This is a genomic window from Vibrio genomosp. F10 str. ZF-129, assembly GCF_000287055.2.
Lineage (GTDB): Bacteria > Pseudomonadota > Gammaproteobacteria > Enterobacterales > Vibrionaceae > Vibrio.
The window spans coordinates 43,563-60,854 of sequence record NZ_AJYQ02000086.1 but is presented as its reverse complement, the minus strand read 5'-3'; the positions used below and the strand labels follow the sequence as shown (position 1 = coordinate 60,854).

The 17,292-nt window shown below is 43.2% G+C and carries 20 protein-coding genes; 2 read left to right on the top strand and 18 right to left on the bottom strand.

Features of this window, described 5'->3' with window-relative positions; all coding sequences use genetic code 11:
- Nucleotides 1-10: 10 nt before the first annotated feature.
- The 18 genes from A1QO_RS08770 to A1QO_RS08690 all read right to left on the bottom strand — a co-directional run bounded on the left by A1QO_RS08770 (nucleotide 11) and on the right by A1QO_RS08690 (nucleotide 14,328).
- On the bottom strand, nucleotides 11-541 hold the full coding sequence (locus A1QO_RS08770; RefSeq protein ID WP_017034379.1) for a F0F1 ATP synthase subunit delta: 531 nt from the start codon (nucleotides 539-541) through the stop codon (nucleotides 11-13).
- 14 nt (nucleotides 542-555) lie between these two features.
- Nucleotides 556-1,026 (bottom strand): F0F1 ATP synthase subunit B, encoded by a 471-nt coding sequence (gene atpF / locus A1QO_RS08765; RefSeq protein ID WP_017034378.1) that lies wholly within the window; start codon nucleotides 1,024-1,026, stop codon nucleotides 556-558.
- A gap of 72 nt (nucleotides 1,027-1,098) precedes the next feature.
- Entirely contained in the window at nucleotides 1,099-1,317 is a 219-nt protein-coding gene (atpE, locus tag A1QO_RS08760; RefSeq protein ID WP_017034377.1) for a F0F1 ATP synthase subunit C, read from the bottom strand.
- Nucleotides 1,318-1,386: 69 nt separating this feature from the next.
- Nucleotides 1,387-2,211 (bottom strand): F0F1 ATP synthase subunit A, encoded by an 825-nt coding sequence (gene atpB, locus A1QO_RS08755; RefSeq protein WP_017034376.1) that lies wholly within the window; start codon nucleotides 2,209-2,211, stop codon nucleotides 1,387-1,389.
- Nucleotides 2,204-2,608: an ATP synthase subunit I gene (locus A1QO_RS08750; RefSeq protein WP_017034375.1), complete on the bottom strand. Its 405-nt coding sequence runs from the start codon at nucleotides 2,606-2,608 to the stop codon at nucleotides 2,204-2,206. The genes atpB and A1QO_RS08750 overlap by 8 nt, the downstream gene beginning before the upstream one ends.
- Nucleotides 2,609-2,764: 156 nt before the next feature.
- Nucleotides 2,765-3,667 (bottom strand): ParB/RepB/Spo0J family partition protein, encoded by a 903-nt coding sequence (locus A1QO_RS08745; RefSeq protein ID WP_017034374.1) that lies wholly within the window; start codon nucleotides 3,665-3,667, stop codon nucleotides 2,765-2,767.
- A gap of 28 nt (nucleotides 3,668-3,695) precedes the next feature.
- Nucleotides 3,696-4,469 (bottom strand): ParA family protein, encoded by a 774-nt coding sequence (locus tag A1QO_RS08740; protein WP_017034373.1) that lies wholly within the window; start codon nucleotides 4,467-4,469, stop codon nucleotides 3,696-3,698.
- 14 nt (nucleotides 4,470-4,483) lie between these two features.
- Entirely contained in the window at nucleotides 4,484-5,116 is a 633-nt protein-coding gene (gene rsmG, locus A1QO_RS08735; RefSeq protein WP_017040196.1) for a 16S rRNA (guanine(527)-N(7))-methyltransferase RsmG, read from the bottom strand.
- Nucleotides 5,116-7,011 (bottom strand): tRNA uridine-5-carboxymethylaminomethyl(34) synthesis enzyme MnmG, encoded by a 1,896-nt coding sequence (gene mnmG / locus A1QO_RS08730; RefSeq protein ID WP_017040197.1) that lies wholly within the window; start codon nucleotides 7,009-7,011, stop codon nucleotides 5,116-5,118. Before mnmG ends, rsmG begins: the two co-directional genes overlap by 1 nt.
- Nucleotides 7,012-7,495: 484 nt before the next feature.
- Complete coding sequence (gene mioC, locus A1QO_RS08725; RefSeq protein WP_017034370.1) at nucleotides 7,496-7,933, bottom strand: FMN-binding protein MioC; 438 nt, start codon at nucleotides 7,931-7,933, stop codon at nucleotides 7,496-7,498.
- 66 nt (nucleotides 7,934-7,999) lie between these two features.
- Nucleotides 8,000-9,361, bottom strand: coding sequence for a tRNA uridine-5-carboxymethylaminomethyl(34) synthesis GTPase MnmE (gene mnmE, locus A1QO_RS08720; RefSeq protein WP_017034369.1), 1,362 nt, complete (start codon nucleotides 9,359-9,361; stop codon nucleotides 8,000-8,002).
- 108 nt (nucleotides 9,362-9,469) lie between these two features.
- Nucleotides 9,470-11,092 (bottom strand): membrane protein insertase YidC, encoded by a 1,623-nt coding sequence (gene yidC / locus A1QO_RS08715; protein WP_017034368.1) that lies wholly within the window; start codon nucleotides 11,090-11,092, stop codon nucleotides 9,470-9,472.
- A gap of 5 nt (nucleotides 11,093-11,097) precedes the next feature.
- Entirely contained in the window at nucleotides 11,098-11,352 is a 255-nt protein-coding gene (yidD, locus tag A1QO_RS20060) for a membrane protein insertion efficiency factor YidD (protein ID WP_083188625.1), read from the bottom strand.
- Nucleotides 11,319-11,642 carry a ribonuclease P protein component gene (gene rnpA, locus A1QO_RS08710; protein ID WP_017034367.1) on the bottom strand — a complete coding sequence of 108 codons (324 nt, stop codon included), beginning with the start codon at nucleotides 11,640-11,642 and terminating at the stop codon, nucleotides 11,319-11,321. Before rnpA ends, yidD begins: the two co-directional genes overlap by 34 nt.
- Before the next feature lie 45 nt (nucleotides 11,643-11,687).
- Entirely contained in the window at nucleotides 11,688-11,822 is a 135-nt protein-coding gene (rpmH, locus tag A1QO_RS08705) for a 50S ribosomal protein L34 (RefSeq protein ID WP_004735800.1), read from the bottom strand.
- Between the two features lie 227 nt (nucleotides 11,823-12,049).
- Nucleotides 12,050-12,787 carry an amino acid ABC transporter ATP-binding protein gene (locus tag A1QO_RS08700; protein ID WP_017034366.1) on the bottom strand — a complete coding sequence of 246 codons (738 nt, stop codon included), beginning with the start codon at nucleotides 12,785-12,787 and terminating at the stop codon, nucleotides 12,050-12,052.
- Nucleotides 12,784-13,455, bottom strand: coding sequence for an amino acid ABC transporter permease (locus A1QO_RS08695; protein ID WP_017034365.1), 672 nt, complete (start codon nucleotides 13,453-13,455; stop codon nucleotides 12,784-12,786). The genes A1QO_RS08700 and A1QO_RS08695 overlap by 4 nt, the downstream gene beginning before the upstream one ends.
- A 126-nt stretch (nucleotides 13,456-13,581) precedes the next feature.
- A complete protein-coding gene (locus A1QO_RS08690) occupies nucleotides 13,582-14,328 on the bottom strand; it encodes an amino acid ABC transporter substrate-binding protein (RefSeq protein ID WP_017034364.1) in 747 nt (248 codons plus the stop codon).
- 364 nt (nucleotides 14,329-14,692) lie between these two features.
- Between A1QO_RS08690 and dnaA the strand changes: the two genes are divergently transcribed.
- Both dnaA and dnaN read left to right on the top strand, forming a co-directional pair.
- Entirely contained in the window at nucleotides 14,693-16,099 is a 1,407-nt protein-coding gene (gene dnaA / locus A1QO_RS08685) for a chromosomal replication initiator protein DnaA (protein ID WP_017034363.1), read from the top strand.
- Nucleotides 16,100-16,174: 75 nt separating this feature from the next.
- Nucleotides 16,175-17,275: a DNA polymerase III subunit beta gene (dnaN, locus tag A1QO_RS08680; RefSeq protein ID WP_017034362.1), complete on the top strand. Its 1,101-nt coding sequence runs from the start codon at nucleotides 16,175-16,177 to the stop codon at nucleotides 17,273-17,275.
- Nucleotides 17,276-17,292: the final 17 nt, after the last annotated feature.

The following is a 17,292-nucleotide window of genomic DNA, read 5'->3' as shown; positions in this document are numbered from 1 at the left end:
TTCCCCTAAGTTAAGACTTAATAACGTCTTTAAGACGATTAATACGACTAACGAGTGAGTTGTCTAGTACTGTATCACCAGCTCTAATCACCGCACCACCTATCAAACTACTATCAACCAAACAGTTTACATTCACACCGCAATCAAAGTGTTTTTCAAGCGACTTAACTAGTTCAGCTAGTTGCGCTTCACTTAATTCAAATGAGGTCGTAATTGTTACTTCTTTCACATTTAACGACTCAGATAAAAGCAGCTGGTATTGCTGATAGATATCACTTAACGCTGAAGTACGACGATTCTCGATAATGACCTTTAAGAAATTCTGTAAAGGCTCATCAAAGTACTCACCCGCTATATCGAAATACAATTGCATCAATTGTTCAGGCTGCAGGCGTAACGCCGCTTTTTGTAGCTCGGGAGCTAAAGAAACGGTTTTAGCAAGCTCCAACATACTTGACCATTGGTCAATCGTGCCATTATCACTTGCATAGCCAAATGCAGCCTTAGCATAAGGACGAGCAATAGTTGTCAAACCAGACATACCGACGCCCTCCTCTATAGCTTCGCAGAAATACTATCAAGTATGTCTTGATGAGCAGCGGGATCAATCGAACGTTCGATGATTTTCTCAGCACCAAGAATAGCTAGAGTAGCAACGTCTTTTTGAAGTTCGTTACGAGCGCGTGAGGTTTCAGCTTCTAATTCAGCTTTACCTTGAGCAAGTACACTATCACGCTCTTGTATCGCTTCTTGACGAGCTTCGTCTAGAATTTGAGCTTTACGTTTATTTGCTGACTCAATAATTCCAAGCGCTTCCTGCTTAGCGTCTTTTAGCTGGTCTGCTGCATTGTGCTGCGCGAGTTGTAACGCTTTATCAGCACGCTCAGCAGACTCCAAACCTTCAGAGATTTTTTTCTGACGCTCTTCAATTGCTGCGATCAATGGTGGCCACACGTACTTCATGCAGAACCAAACAAACAAAATGAATGCTATTGCTTGACCTAGCAGAGTTGCATTGATATTCACAATGACCCTCCTTTATTCTTTTAATGTTTCGTGTTCACGAAACGACGTAGAGTAAATAAGAAAAAGGGTTTCTTACAATGCGAACAGCATGTACATAGAGATACCAACACCGATCATTGGAACAGCATCTAGTAGACCTGCAAGAATGAACATATTTGTTTGTAGCACTGGAGCCATCTCTGGTTGACGAGCAACAGACTCAAGGAACTTACCGCCTAGAATTGCGAAGCCGAAGCCTGTCGCGATTGCACACATACCTAGTAGTAAAGCTACAACGAAATAAATTTCCATAATAATCTCCGAAATGAAATATTGAGATAGGCTACAACCTATCATTTATAAATAAGTAAATTTTTTATTCTAGTGTGAATCGTTACTTGCCATGCTGAGATATACAATCGTCAACATCGTAAAGATAAAGGCCTGTAGCACGATAACCAAAATGTGGAAAATAGCCCAAATAATATGTGCAATAACACCAAGCCCACCTAAGACGGCACCCGCTGTATACGTGACTGCAATCAAGATGAAGATAAGTTCACCTGAATACATGTTTCCGTATAAACGAAGTGACAGTGAGACTGGTTTTGCAAATAATGAGACCGTTTCCAGGACCAAGTTAAAAGGTATTAACGCTTTATTATTAATCGGGTGCAGCGTAAATTCCTTCACAAATCCCTTGAAGCCCTTGTACTTAATCATGTAAACCACGGTAAGTATAAGAACGCCTATTGCCATCGCTAGAGTGGTATTCAAGTCGACCGTAGGGACTACTTTGAAATATTCAAATCCAGCTAAGTGCATTAGTTGAGGGATAAAGTCGACCGGGATCAAATCCATTGTATTCATTAATAGAATCCAACAGAAAAGAGTTAATGCTAACGGTGCGACTAACTTATCACGTCCATAAAAAGCACCTTTTACAATCTCATCGACCTGCTCAACGACCATTTCGACGAAGCATTGCAATTTGCCAGGGGTGCCTGTGGTTGCGTTTTTTCCAACCCGATAGAACAACCACAAAAATAGCGTACCCAGAATAGCTGAGACCAATAACGTGTCCCAGTGTAGGGTCCAGAATCCAGCTTCTGCACAGCCATAGTTCGTGGCAATGTTGCCATCAACAACACAAACTTTAGCGTTAGTGAGGTGGTGCTGAATATATTCCTGCGGAGTATCAGCCATGGTTAATCCCATTTCTTGAAAAAAATAAAATAGGGGCAAACCAAAACATTAGTAAAGTCAGTTTATAACCCGTAAAGAAAGCCCCTGGACGTAGGAACTCCGTTAAAGAAAAAACCAATATAAACAAAATGATGGTTACCACCAGTTTTAAAGCCCATCCGATAAATATGAAGCCAAGTAGTACAGAACCATCGGCGTCAGCTCTAGGGATGAAGGCAAACAGAGCATATATGTAGTTACCTAGAACCGCGATCATTCCGCCTTTTAAAATAAAGCGGGCTGCCTCGTCTCCACACTGCACATATGTTAAGCCTCCGATAAGAATGACGAACAAAAGCTGGAAATGGACTACTTTAAAAGCTACTTTCCCTTTTTCGCTTAGGTTTGAAATAAACATCAAAAGCACCTGTTTTCGTGTTATTTACTGATCGAGGACAAAGAAAAATCTCAGTCAGCAAAAAAAGCTTAAAAAGTATATAGAGTAGAGAGTAAAAAACAATAGTTACTCTCTACTCTCAACTAACTTGAATTCTATTATGTGAGCTAGGATGCGCTACGATGTACTGTCGCCGTTAGCTAACAAATGTAAGATTTTGTGTAAGTGTTCAGGATTATCAAAACGGATCTGAATTTTACCCGTACCACTCTTGCCAACCGCCACATCGACCTTAGATTCAAACTGCTCAGAAAGTGACGCTAACTGAGTTTGAGTCTCCTCTGATAGCGCCAACGTCGCGACTTCCGGTTGGTCAGCAGTAGAGATTAAGCGCTTAACTAACGCTTCTGTCTGACGGACGGTTAATTGCTTCTTTGCCACCTCTTGAGCAACAGAAACTTGCTTCTCACCATCCAGAATGAGCAGGGCGCGAGCGTGGCCCATTTCAAGTCGTTTTTCGGCAACTAACTGTTTTACGTCTGTGCTTAGTTGATTCAAGCGTAAAAGGTTACTCACTGTGGTTCTCGATTTACCGATCACCTCCGCAACTTGTTGATGTGTAAGTGAGAACTCATCTTGAAGACGCTCTAACGCTTCCGCTTCTTCGATCGCATTGAGATCTTCTCTCTGAATGTTTTCGATCAATGCCATCGCAATAGCCGCACGATCTTCGACTTTCTTATTCAAGCAAGGTACACGTTTTAACCCCGCTTGACGTGCTGCGCGCCAACGTCTTTCACCTGCGATGATCTCAAACTGCTCATTGTCAATTTGGCGAACCACAATCGGCTGAATGATGCCCTGTGATTGAATTGATGCTGCCAACTCTTCTAATGCCTCGGGAGCCATGTCTTTACGTGGCTGATAGACACCAGGCTTGAGTTGATTAATATTTAGCTCCATCAACTGACCATCCGCAGACAAAGCTTGGCTATGAGAAGCAACGTGCTGTTTTTCTCGTGCTAATGAACTGGTCGCAAGCAACGCGTCCAGCCCTTTTCCTAAACCACGTTTAGACATGACAGCTAGTTCCTTTTTGAAATATTTTTTACGCTGGGATTTCTTCTCGACGAAGCATCTCACCGGCAAGGGCCAAATACGCTTTTGCACCCGCTGAATACTTGTCGTAATACATCGCGGGTTTACCGTGGCTTGGCGCTTCGGCTAAACGGACATTTCGAGGGATAACCGTACGATATACTTTCGTGCCGAAGTGCTTCTTCAATTGGTCGGAAACTTCATTAGAAAGCCGGTTTCTTGGGTCATACATAGTTCGCAGTAACCCTTCAATTTTTAGATTTTCATTCACGACAGCGGCAAGCTTACTTATCGTATCCATCAAAGCCGTTAGACCTTCTAAAGCAAAATACTCACACTGCATAGGAACTAGTACAGAATCTGCTGCAGCCATGGCATTGATTGTAAGAAGGTTTAACGACGGAGGGCAATCTATAAAGATGAAATCATAGTTATCACGAACCGAAGCCAATGCGTTTTTTAGGCGAACTTCTCTGGCAAAGACTTCCATTAATTTGATTTCTGCAGCGGTTACGTCACCATTTGCTGCAATCAAATCATAATGACCTGAGGTTTTCGTGCACACAACATCATGAAATGGAACATCTTCAACAAGCAACTCATACGAGGTCGCTTCAACCTGGTATTTATCAACACCACTCGCCATCGTGGCATTGCCTTGGGGATCAAGATCGATAACCAATACTTTACGCTTAGTGGCTGCCATAGACGCCGCTAAGTTAATGCATGTTGTTGTTTTTCCTACGCCACCTTTCTGGTTGGCTATTGCTACGATTTTACCCACGGTCTGCCTCGCTGTTATCCCTTCCGAGATAAGATTACAAGATGACGCTCACCTTCCAATTCGGGAACGTTCAAAGATTTGACGCTGTTCACAGAACACCATTGTGGTAGCTGTTCGACCTCATCTTTCTGCAATTGACCTTTTAACGCTAGGAAAACCCCAGAATCAGATTTAGGTAGGTGATGGCACCACTCTACCATATCTGACATTGAAGCAAATGCACGGCTAAGAACGCCATCAAATTTGTCTTCTGTTTGGAACTCTTCTACTCGACTTTGGACTGTCGTCACATTTTTTATCCCAAGCTCATGACAAACCTGTTTGATAAAACGGATACGTTTGCCGAGACTGTCGAGTAAATAAAACTCTTTTTCTGGATTCATGATGGCTAATGGTACACCAGGAAGGCCAGGGCCAGTGCCAACATCGATAAAGCGAGTACCTTGTAAGTGCTCACTAACAACGATGCTATCAAGGATATGTTTAACGATCATTTCAGAAGGATTGCGAACCGACGTCAAGTTATACGCTTTATTCCACTTATTGAGCATTTCAACATACCCAATAAGCTGGTCTGCTTGATCGGATGACACTTGGAGATTTGTTTGGCTAACCAGTTGTTCAAGCCTAGCTTTTAAGTCGCTCATTATGAATCAATCCCTTTTTTTAGCAGGCCTTTTTTCTTGAGGTAAACCAATATAATTGAAATAGCCGCCGGGGTGATGCCCGATATGCGTGAAGCAATACCTACCGATTCCGGTTTTGCATTGGTCAGTTTAAGCATCACTTCATTAGACAAACCTTTGACTTCGCTGTAATCAAAATCAGCAGGAATTTTGGTGTGCTCATGACGTAAAGATTTATCTATCTCGTCTTGCTGACGCTGAATATAACCTTCGTATTTAACCTGTATCTCGACTTGCTCTGAAGATTGTTGATCTTCTAACGCAGGAGAAAAATGATCGAGTTTTGTCAGCTGCGCATAAGTGATCTCTGGCCTACGCAGTAGATCTTCACCACTGGCTTCTCTAGAGATCGGATTCTTCAATAATTCATTCAGCGCCTCAACACCTTCAGACTTAGGGTTGATCCACTGATCTTTTAGTCGTTGGCGTTCTTTTTCGATCGTTTCTACTTTTTGATTAAATCGAGCCCAGCGTAGATCATCGACCAAGCCAAGTTCTCGCGCTTTTTCTGTCAAACGTAAGTCAGCGTTGTCTTCACGGAGCAATAATCGATACTCAGCACGAGACGTAAACATACGATAAGGTTCTTTGGTTCCCATGGTGGAAAGATCATCGATAAGAACGCCCATGTATGCTTGATCACGACGTGGGCTCCAGCCATCTTTGCCTTGACTGTATAAACTCGCGTTGAGTCCAGCCATCAAACCTTGTGCTGCGGCTTCTTCATAGCCCGTCGTGCCATTAATTTGCCCCGCAAAGAACAAACCTTTAATGAACTTATTTTCGTAGGTTTGTTTGAGATCCCTTGGATCAAAAAAATCATATTCGATGGCATAACCAGGGCGAACAATATGAGCATTTTCAAACCCTTTCATCGAACGTACTATTTGAATTTGAACGTCAAAAGGCAAGCTGGTGGAGATACCATTAGGGTAGAGCTCATGGGTTGTTAATCCTTCAGGCTCGATAAAGATTTGGTGGCTTTCTTTATCGGCAAATCGCATGACTTTATCTTCGATAGAAGGGCAGTAGCGAGGGCCAATACCTTCAATAACTCCAGCATACATAGGGCTACGATCGAGGTTTGCTCTGATAACGTCGTGTGTTTTTTCATTGGTGTGTGTAATAAAACACGGAATTTGCGCAGGTTGCTGGCTATGGTTTCCCATGAAAGAAAAAACAGGCGTTGGGTTATCACCATGTTGCACTTCAAGCTCAGAAAAATCGACACTGCGTGCATCAATTCTTGGCGGTGTTCCTGTTTTTAATCGATCAACTCTGAGCGGAAGTTCACGAAGACGATCGGCGAGAGCGATCGATGGAGGATCTCCTGCGCGGCCTCCTGAAAAGTTTTCCATGCCAATGTGTAGCTTTCCACCAAGAAATGTCCCAACAGTCAATACAACGGACTGGGCGTGGAATTTAAGCCCCATTTGAGTCACTACACCGGTAACCTGATCATTTTCAACAATAAGATCATCAACAGATTGCTGAAACAGGGTCAGGTTTTCAGTATTTTCTAAAGCATGGCGAACATAAGATTTGTACAACAGACGATCGGCTTGAGCTCGCGTGGCTCGAACTGCCGGGCCTTTTGATGCGTTCAGAGTTCTAAATTGTATACCCGCATGATCAATCGCTTTGGCCATTAAGCCACCCATCGCATCGACTTCTTTGACTAAATGACCTTTGCCAATACCACCGATGGCAGGATTACATGACATTGCTCCTAAGGTATCAATGTTGTGTGTTAGCAGAAGTGTGTTTTGTCCAGTACGTGCTGCGGCAAGGGCAGCTTCTGTTCCAGCGTGACCACCACCAACAACGATGACATCAAATCTTTCATGGTAAAGCATGTGTAAACCTTAAGTAATCAAGCGAAATTATGGAGAGATAAAAGAGCGACATTCTACCTTTTTTAATGGAATAGAAAAACGAAATTATCAATTTTTCATTTTTAATCGATCTCTTAATATATATAAGATCTTTATAGAGATCTTTTACTAGATCTATTATTAAGGAAGTCATTTTCTGTGGATAAGTTAAAAATGATCAACAAGATCATGCGTTTTTCATGGATCAATTGTTGTGATCTAACCTTGATCAAGATGAGGATTGGTTGGGATCAAAAACAGTGCTTATACACAGGGGGGCGGAGGCTATAAAGTTGTTATTGGGATAACTATAGGATCATAACGGTATATCCTATGATTTATCCACAGATGATTTGACTGTTTTTTGTTCGAACAGTCTGTTTTTTTCTTCATTAAGTTATGCACAGATCATATTCGAAGCAAAAAAAAGTGACCATGACGGTCACTTTTCTTCATTTTATCTTGTTTATTTAAGTTGATCTTGATGCAAAGAGAGCCAAATATCCACTTCATCTTCAGGAACTGGCGTGTTGAGAACATCAATTAGTAAGCAGTTTGATAAGCGAGTTGCCCCTATATCTGCCAGTAATTCATCGGCATGTTTGCCTGCATTGCAGAAGGTATCATAGCTTGAGTCCCCGATCGCAATGACGGAGTAACGAACATCAACCATCTTTGGTGGAGTGGATTGTAGCGCGTGGATAAAAGGCTGAATATTGTCTGGATAGTCACCCGCACCATGTGTTGAGGTCACTATCAGCCAAGTTCCGGATGCTGGTATCGCCTCTAAAGAAGGCTGATTGTGAACCGTAACCTCTATTCCATTTGCTGTTAGTTGGTCACTGATGTGGTCCCCTACATACTCTGTCCCACCTAATGTACTGCCTGTAATTATATGAATCATTGACGCTTTTCCTTGTTAAGTACTACGTAGGTGCTTGTTGACCAAAGCCATTATTTACCTAAGCTGTTATTTCCCAATACAAAATGAAGAGAAAATCTGTCCGAGCAAATCATCAGAGCTAAATTCCCCGGTGATTTCGTTGAGATATTGCTGTGTCAGCCTTAACTCCTCAGCCAATATTTCACCAGCCATGTACCCTTCAAGCTGTTGCTGACCGATATTCAAGTGTTGCGCGGCATGGTTAAGCGCCTCTAAATGACGTCTACGAGCCATGAAGCCTCCTTCATGGCCGCCAGAGAATCCCATGCACTCTTTTAGGTGTGTACGCAGGGCATCAACGCCTTGACCTGTTTTGGCTGATAGGCGGATCAAGGTCGGTGAATTGACGTGACAAATCCCCAAATCTTCTTGTGTTTGATCGGCTTTGTTTCTAATCACCGTTATACCAAGATCTTCTGGCAGCTTATCGACAAAATCAGGCCAAATATCCGAAGGATCAGTGGCGTCTGTTGTTGTTCCATCGACCATGAATAGCACGCGGTCGGCCTGTTTTATTTCATCCCAAGCGCGCTCTATACCAATTTTTTCAACCTCGTCAGAGGCATCTCGCAACCCTGCTGTGTCGATGATGTGCAGCGGCATACCATCAAGATGAATGTGTTCGCGAAGTACATCACGGGTTGTGCCAGCAATTTCAGTCACAATAGCGCTTTCTTTGCCCGAAAGAGCATTCAGTAAACTGGATTTTCCGGCGTTGGGCCTACCTGCAATCACGACTTTCATGCCTTCGCGCATGAGTGCACCTTGATTGGCTTCTTTACGTACCGCTTCAAGATTATCAATGATGGTTTGTAGGTCTGCGGAGACTTTTCCGTCAGCTAGAAAATCAATTTCTTCTTCTGGGAAATCGATGGCCGCTTCGACATAGATTCGTAAATGGATCAAAGAATCCACTAAGGTATTGATACGATTTGAAAATTCACCTTGAAGGGATTGTAGTGCCGATTTAGCCGCTTCTTCAGAACTGGCGTCGATGAGGTCTGCTATTGCCTCAGCTTGCGTTAAGTCCATTTTGTCATTCAAAAATGCTCGTTCTGAAAACTCCCCAGGTTTTGCTGCGCGTACTCCAGGGATTAACAATATCCGTTTGATAAGCATATCCATCACAACAGGTCCACCATGACCTTGCAGTTCAAGAACATCCTCACCTGTAAAGGAGTGAGGATTTGGAAAAAACAGGGCAATACCTTGGTCGAGCTCTGCGCCATTCTCTGCTTTAAAAGCGAGATACTCGGCATAACGTGGCTTTAGAGCTTTACCTGTTACTTCTAGGGCGACCTGTGTTGCAAGAGGCCCTGAAACACGAATAATCCCAACACCGCCTCGGCCTGGTGCTGTTGCTTGAGCAACAATCGTATCTGTAGTCATAATTTTGCCAAATCGCTTGTTCGATGAAATTGATAGTCATTAACGCAATTGTAATCAGCGAAAAACAAAAAGGCGACCAAAAGGTCGCCTTTCTTTCTATATTAAGTCTTACTTAGAATGTAAGCCTTTCTTTTCCAGTGCACGATAAATTAACGTTTGCTGGATAAGCGTTACGATGTTCGATACTAGCCAGTAAAGAACCAAACCTGAAGGGAAGAACAAGAAGAAGAAAGTAAACATAACCGGCATAAAGGTCATGATCTTCTGCTGCATTGGATCCGTTACAGTCGTTGGGCTCATTTTCTGAATAAGGAACATTGAAGCGCCCATCAGAAGTGGCAAGATGTAGTAAGGGTCTTGTGCTGATAAGTCATTAATCCAACCAAAGAATGGCGAGTGACGTAATTCAACAGACTCCATCAGGGCCCAATACAGTGAAATGAAGATTGGCATTTGTAAGATGATAGGTAAACAGCCACCGAGTGGGTTTACTTTCTCTTTCTTATACAATTCCATCATTTCTTGGCTCATACGCTGGCGGTCGTCGCCAATACGCTCACGCATCGCTGTCAACTTAGGTTGAAGCATGCGCATTTTTGCCATTGATGTGTACTGAGCTTTTGTCAGTGGGTACATAGCACCACGAACAATGAAGGTTAGACAGATGATGGCCAGACCCCAGTTAACAACCAGACCTTGGATGAACGAAAGCAATGTATGAAGTGGTTTAGCAATGAACCATAACCAACCGTAATCCACAACGAGATCTAAGCTTGGTGCAACTTCCGCCATTTGATCTTGAAGTTTTGGACCAACCCATAGCGTGCTTTCAAACTGTGTGCTTTCGCCTGTAGCGATGGTTTTGTTTGGCATACGAACACCAATATCAGCCAGGTTACCAATCACACGAGTGTATAAGCTGGTGCCTGGTTCATCACGAGGAATCCACGCCGTCGCAAAGTAGTGTTGAATCATCGCCGCCCAACCTTGACCGTTAGGTAGGTTGATAGATAGGTTGCGATCTTGCATGTCACTAAAGCTGTACTTTTTATAGCGAGTATCTTCAGTTGAGTACGCACCGCCACGATAAGTTGGCATTGTTAAGCTACCGCCGTCATCTAGAACGGTTTGACGTAAGTGAGCATACATACCAACAGTGGCATTGTTGCCAGAGTTGTTAGCAACATCAAAAGTCACATCAATAGCATAACTGCCGCGCTTAAGAATAAACGTTTTAACGTAATCAATGCCATTCGCTTGGAACGTCATTGGAATACGCAGTTCATCTTGGCCATCAGCTAAAGTAAAGCTGTCTGCTGAAACTTGGTAGTTAGGGCGATTTGAGCTGCTTAAATCGATGCCTTGAGGACCGACTAAGCCACTTTGCGCAATAAATTGATGCCCTTGAGTATTTCTCAGTAAAACAAACGATTCTTCAGAATCATACTCTTCGTCGTATTGATTTAAGTCCGCAGCAATAACATCACCACCAACCGTGTCGATAGACAGAGTTAGGACATCCGTAGTCACTGTAATTGTTTGTGCTGACGCAGACGATTGACCAGGAGCAGGATCGAGGTCATCAGCAAAAGATGGTGCCGGTAGTGAGCCGTTAGATTGTGCCTGTTCAACTGTTTGTGGAGCTGGAGCCTTTGCTACTTGCCATTGTTGGTATAGTAAAAAAGAAACCAAAGCCAAAGCAATTAGCAGGATATTACGTTGAGAATCCATCGTTATTAATCTCTGTCTTGTTTTTGGACTGGTGGAACGGGGTCAAAACCCCCTTCATTCATAGGGTGGCATTTTAATAGACGTTTGCCTGATAACCAACACCCTTTTACAAAACCGTGAGCTTTCAACGCTTCTATCGCATATAAAGAACAGGTTGGAGTAAATCGGCAGCGTGGGCCGATGAGTGGGCTAATAAACCATCTATAAAAATAGATGGGTATTAGCGCTATCCACGCGAAGGGCGAGACAGGCGAAGCCATAATTTATCGAATAGCTTGAATATTTCTTCATTGCTTAAATCTTGCGCGCTCTTTTTAGCGATGACAACAAAATCTTTGTTAGGAAGTTGATGTTGACTGTTACGAAAGCTTTCACGGGCGAGACGTTTAAAACGATTTCTTCCAACCGCAGTTTTGATTTGCTTTTTTGGAACGGCCAAACCTAGACGAGGATGAGAAAGTGAATTATTACGAGCAATGATGGTGAAATGAGGAGAACCAGCACGATGAGCTTGCTGGAAAACGTTTTGATAGTGTTCGGGAGTTAACAAACGTAACTCCCGACAGAAGGCTAGCTTATTCAAAATAATCAAAGATTACTTAGAAAGACGCTTACGGCCTTTAGCACGACGTGCATTGATTGTTGCACGACCGTTCTTAGTCGCCATGCGTGCACGGAAGCCGTGAGTACGCTTGCGCTTTAGAACTGTAGGTTGAAAAGTGCGTTTCATTTTAAATACCTTTACTGATCAGTAGTTTTAGGTTCTTGTTAACCCGGCGTGGGCACAATGTATCTCTCTATAAGTAGAAAGAACGACCGACGCCTCTCAACAAAGAGGCGGAATTGTAATCACTGTCACAAAAAGAGTCAATGATTGGGTTTACCTAAATTCCGGTCGGCCGATTATACGTAGTGTAAATAAAATCTCAAGGATCTTTAGTTCACTGCGTTAGATCTTTAATCAAGACCAACTTGATTAAGGAACTTTCTGAGTTGAGGATCCTGTGGATTATCGAAAATATCCTGTGGAGAACCTTGCTCAACAATATGTCCATTTGCCATGAAGATCACTCTGTCAGCGACTTCTTTTGCAAACTGCATCTCATGTGTTACAACCAGCATCGTTTGATGTTTTGTTGCTAACTGCTTCATTAAATTAAGAACTTCGCCAACCCATTCTGGATCAAGCGCAGAGGTGGGTTCATCAAATAGCAGCAGTTCTGGCTGTAGCGCCATGGCACGGCCAATGCCAACACGTTGCTGCTGGCCACCAGAAAGAGCGGCGGGATAACTGTCGCCTTTTTCACTCAAACCGATGTCATCTAAAATTTGCTGAGCTTTGGCTAAAGCCTGATCTTTTTTCCATCCTCTGACGGTAATCAGCCCTTCTGCAATATTTTGTCGCGCTGTCATATGAGAAAACAGAGCATAGTTTTGGAAGACAAAGCCTGTTTTTCTTCTCAGCGCTAGTATTTCTGCTTTGCTGTGGGATTCTGCATTCACTGAAACATCATCTATCGTGATGGTCCCTTTATCGGCTTGCTCTAAGAAGTTGACGCATCGGAGTAGTGTGGATTTTCCTGTGCCACTAGAACCGATAATAACAATGATCTCGCCTTGCTTTATTTCAAGGTCAATTCCTTTTAGCACTTCGGTCTCCCCAAAGTGTTTGTGGATGTTGTTTAATTTAATCATCGTTGGTAAGCCTTATTTAACTTCTCTTCCGCAAAGATTTGTACACGTGTTAACACTAAAACCACTGCCCAGTAGATAAGGGCGACCGCGAGGAAAGCTTCAAAAAACCGAAAGCTCGACGACGCCTCCATTTGAGCGATTGCCATCACTTCTGTTACCCCTAATGTGAAAGCGAGAGAGGTCGACTTAATCATATCGATGAAGTAGTTCATGAGAGAAGGCAGTGCGATTCGGGTGGCTTGCGGCAAAATAATCCGTCGCATCGCTTGTGTGGAGGTCATGCCAACAGACAGGCTCGCTTCCATTTGGCTGCGATCAACCCCAATGATGGCGGCACGAATACTCTCTGCCATATAAGCGGCAAAGTGCAGCGTTAAACCAATAACGGCCGCACTAAAGGCGTCGATGCCTACCATGATTGGAAAAATCTGCGGCAATCCGTAATAAAGGAGGAAAAGTTGAACCAAAAGTGGTGTGCCACGGAAAAAACTAATGTACAGCTGGCTTAACTGATCAAGTACAGGCACTTTGAATACGCGAATATTGGCGAGAATGACCGCAAGCGCCAGTGAGAAAAATAATCCCCATATGGCCATTTCCATCGTCGTGCCAAGATACCTGAGCAGGACTGGTAATAGCTCAAGCATATAGTTGAAATCAAAACCCATGAAGTGACCCTATTATAGACAGCGGTTATGTAAGCTGTGTTTCATTAAACTGAAATTATCGTGCTCTATAGACAAGAAAAGGCGGAACCTCATGTCCCACCTTTTTATAGAATAAACGTTTTAGGGCTATTTAGTAATATCAGCGCCAAACCATTTCTTCGATATTTCGGCTAGAGTGCCATCTTCGCGCATAGCGGATAAAGCTTGGTTTACTTCACCTTGTAGCTTTTGTCCCTGAGCGTTATCCACAAACGGCCAAGCGTTTTGAATCGTTTCAAATGGCTGACCTGCAAGTTGAAGAGGAAGCCCTGTCTTTTTAATCAATTCAAGCGCAGATAGACGATCCATGACAAAAGCATCGGCACGGCCTAGTGCGACATCATGCTCAATACCCGTATCGTAGGTTTTGATGGTGATTTTGTTGTCGGTATCGTAGTTACGAAGCAGTTGTTCAAAGTTAGAACCTAGGTTTACCGCGACCGTTTTACCTTCTAGGTCTTCAATACCTTGAATTGCATCGTTACCTTTACGTACGGTAATTTGTGCGCCATCAACCACATACGGGTCTGCAAACAAGTATTTTGCCTGACGTGCTTCTGTCATGGTGATCTGATTTGAAATCGTATCAATTCGACCTGTTTCAAGTAGGCCAAACAAACCAGAGAAGTTTGCAGTAACGTATTCAACGTTGTAGTCGTTACGTTTGCCTATTTCATTCCAAAGATCGACTTCAAATCCTTGTAATTCATCTTGTTGAACAAAAGTGAATGGGAAGTAGCGCCCAGACATGCCAACTTTAACGTCAGTCGCGGCTTGAACCGTGGCTGTAGATAGTGCAAAAACGGCAATAGCAGTCTTAATCCAGTTTTTCATAATACAACTCCATATTTATGTAGGACGAGATACTACTGTTAGGCTTTAGATTAGAGAAATAACTAAGTGCGATAAATTAGAGGAAAGCGGTCTAAGTTAACAAAATTCCTTCGCAGAATGATCGATCATTTTAATTTAATTCACAGAGTTATCACCAATAGTGCGATCTCTCTAATTCATCCACAATGTGGATCAAAATGTGGGTAAATAAAGGGCAAGATGTGTTGATCCGTCGGTTTTGAGCGTAAAAATTGTGAATAACTTCGATCTTATTCACTGGATCGTTGATCAATCGCTGGTGATCTGGGTTATCAACAGGTAAAATCGCCAGTCTTTTCCGATTAATATTTCGAGTGGGGGCACCGTGTCATCTTCGCTTTGGTTGCAATGTCTGCAACAGCTTCAAGAAGAGCTACCAGCTACAGAATTCAGTATGTGGGTTCGTCCGTTACAAGCGGAGCTCAATGACAATACTCTGACCTTATTTGCCCCGAACCGATTTGTTCTAGATTGGGTACGTGATAAGTACATCAATAGTATTAATCGATTACTGCAAGAATATTGTGGCAATGATACGCCCAGTTTACGTTTTGAAATTGGTAGCTTACCTGTTGCAGCGCCAAAAGCGGCCCCGACTCGTTCAGCAGCCGATGTTGCCGCTATGTCTTCTGCTCCTGCGCGTCTACAAGCGCGTAAACCCGTGCATAAAACCTGGGATGACGAACCGAGCACCCTGGCGGACATTAACCATCGCTCAAATGTGAACCCTAAGCACAAGTTTAATAATTTTGTAGAGGGTAAATCGAACCAGCTGGGTTTAGCGGCTGCCCGACAGGTATCGGATAATCCAGGCTCAGCGTACAACCCCTTGTTTTTGTACGGTGGTACAGGCTTGGGTAAAACGCACTTATTGCACGCGGTCGGTAATGCCATTGTGGATAATAAACCCAATGCGAAAGTGGTTTATATGCACTCAGAACGTTTTGTGCAAGATATGGTAAAAGCCCTGCAAAATAACGCGATTGAAGAATTTAAACGCTATTATCGCAGCGTTGATGCGCTGCTGATCGATGACATTCAATTCTTTGCTAATAAAGAACGATCCCAAGAAGAATTCTTCCATACCTTCAATGCATTATTAGAAGGAAATCAGCAGATCATTTTGACGTCTGATCGCTATCCAAAAGAGATCAATGGGGTCGAAGATCGCTTGAAATCTCGCTTTGGTTGGGGGTTAACGGTTGCGATCGAACCACCAGAGCTAGAAACTCGAGTGGCTATTTTGATGAAGAAAGCGGAAGACCATCAAATTCACCTTGCCGATGAAGTGGCGTTCTTTATTGCGAAACGCTTACGCTCTAATGTTCGTGAATTGGAAGGGGCACTCAACCGTGTTATCGCCAATGCGAATTTCACCGGTCGCCCAATTACCATTGATTTCGTTCGCGAAGCACTTCGTGATTTATTAGCGCTGCAAGAAAAGTTGGTCACGATCGACAATATTCAAAAAACCGTGGCTGAGTATTATAAAATCAAAGTCGCTGATCTATTGTCGAAGCGACGCTCTCGTTCGGTTGCTCGTCCTCGTCAACTGGCGATGGCGTTAGCGAAAGAGCTCACTAATCACAGTTTACCTGAGATTGGTGATGCATTTGGTGGCAGAGACCATACGACGGTATTGCATGCATGCCGCAAGATTGCTCAGCTTCGAGAAGAGAGTCACGATATAAAAGAAGATTACTCGAATTTGATTCGTACATTATCTTCTTAATTTCCAAGACTTGATTATTTTATCTATATATAAAAGAACACAGGCATCGCGCCAAACTACCGTTAAGAGTTAGATATGAAATTTACCATTGAACGTAGCCATTTAATTAAGCCACTTCAGCAAGTGTCAGGTGCTTTAGGTGGACGCCCAACATTGCCTATATTAGGTAACTTGTTGCTCAAAGTTGAAGATAATGTTCTTTCCATGACAGCAACCGATTTAGAAGTGGAATTGGTTAGCCGAGTGACATTAGAAGGTGACTTTGAAGCGGGCAGCATTACCGTTCCTTCGCGTAAATTTCTCGATATCTGCCGCGGACTGCCAGATAGCTCGGTTATTACGGTTGTTTTAGACGCAGATCGAGTACAGGTTCGCTCTGGCCGAAGCCGATTCTCATTAGCGACACTCCCAGCGAATGATTTTCCTAACATTGAAGATTGGCAAAGTGATGTCGAGGTGTCGCTGACTCAAGCTGAGTTAAAAGGTTTGATTGAAAAAACACAGTTTTCAATGGCCAACCAAGATGTCCGCTATTACCTCAATGGTATGTTGTTTGAGATCGATGGCAACACCATTCGTTCTGTCGCCACCGATGGCCACAGAATGGCGGTTTCGCAAGTGACCTTAGTGGGTGATTTTGAAAAACAGCAAATTATTGTGCCACGAAAAGGGGTGCAAGAGCTGTCAAAGTTATTAGATGCGCCAGAGCAGCCGGTGGTATTGCAAATAGGTAGCTCTAACCTGCGAGCTGAGGTGAACAACTTTATCTTTACATCAAAGCTTGTTGATGGCCGTTTCCCTGACTATCGTCGTGTTATGCCGCAAAATACCAACAAGACATTAACCACAGAATGTGATGAATTGCGCCAAGCTTTTTCTCGCGCTGCCATTCTGTCTAATGAAAAATTCCGTGGTGTGCGTGTCAATCTCGCTAATAACGAGATGCGAATTACCGCCAACAACCCTGAACAAGAAGAAGCGGAAGAAACACTCGATGTGGACTTTCAGGGGGAAGACTTAGAAATAGGCTTTAACGTCAGTTACGTACTGGATGTATTAAACACCCTACGTTGTGAAAAAGTGTTGATCTCGATGTCTGACGGTAACGCCAGTGCATTGATCGAAAATGCTGATGATGACAGTGCGATGTACGTTGTTATGCCGATTCGTCTTTAAATCGCATTGACCTGATT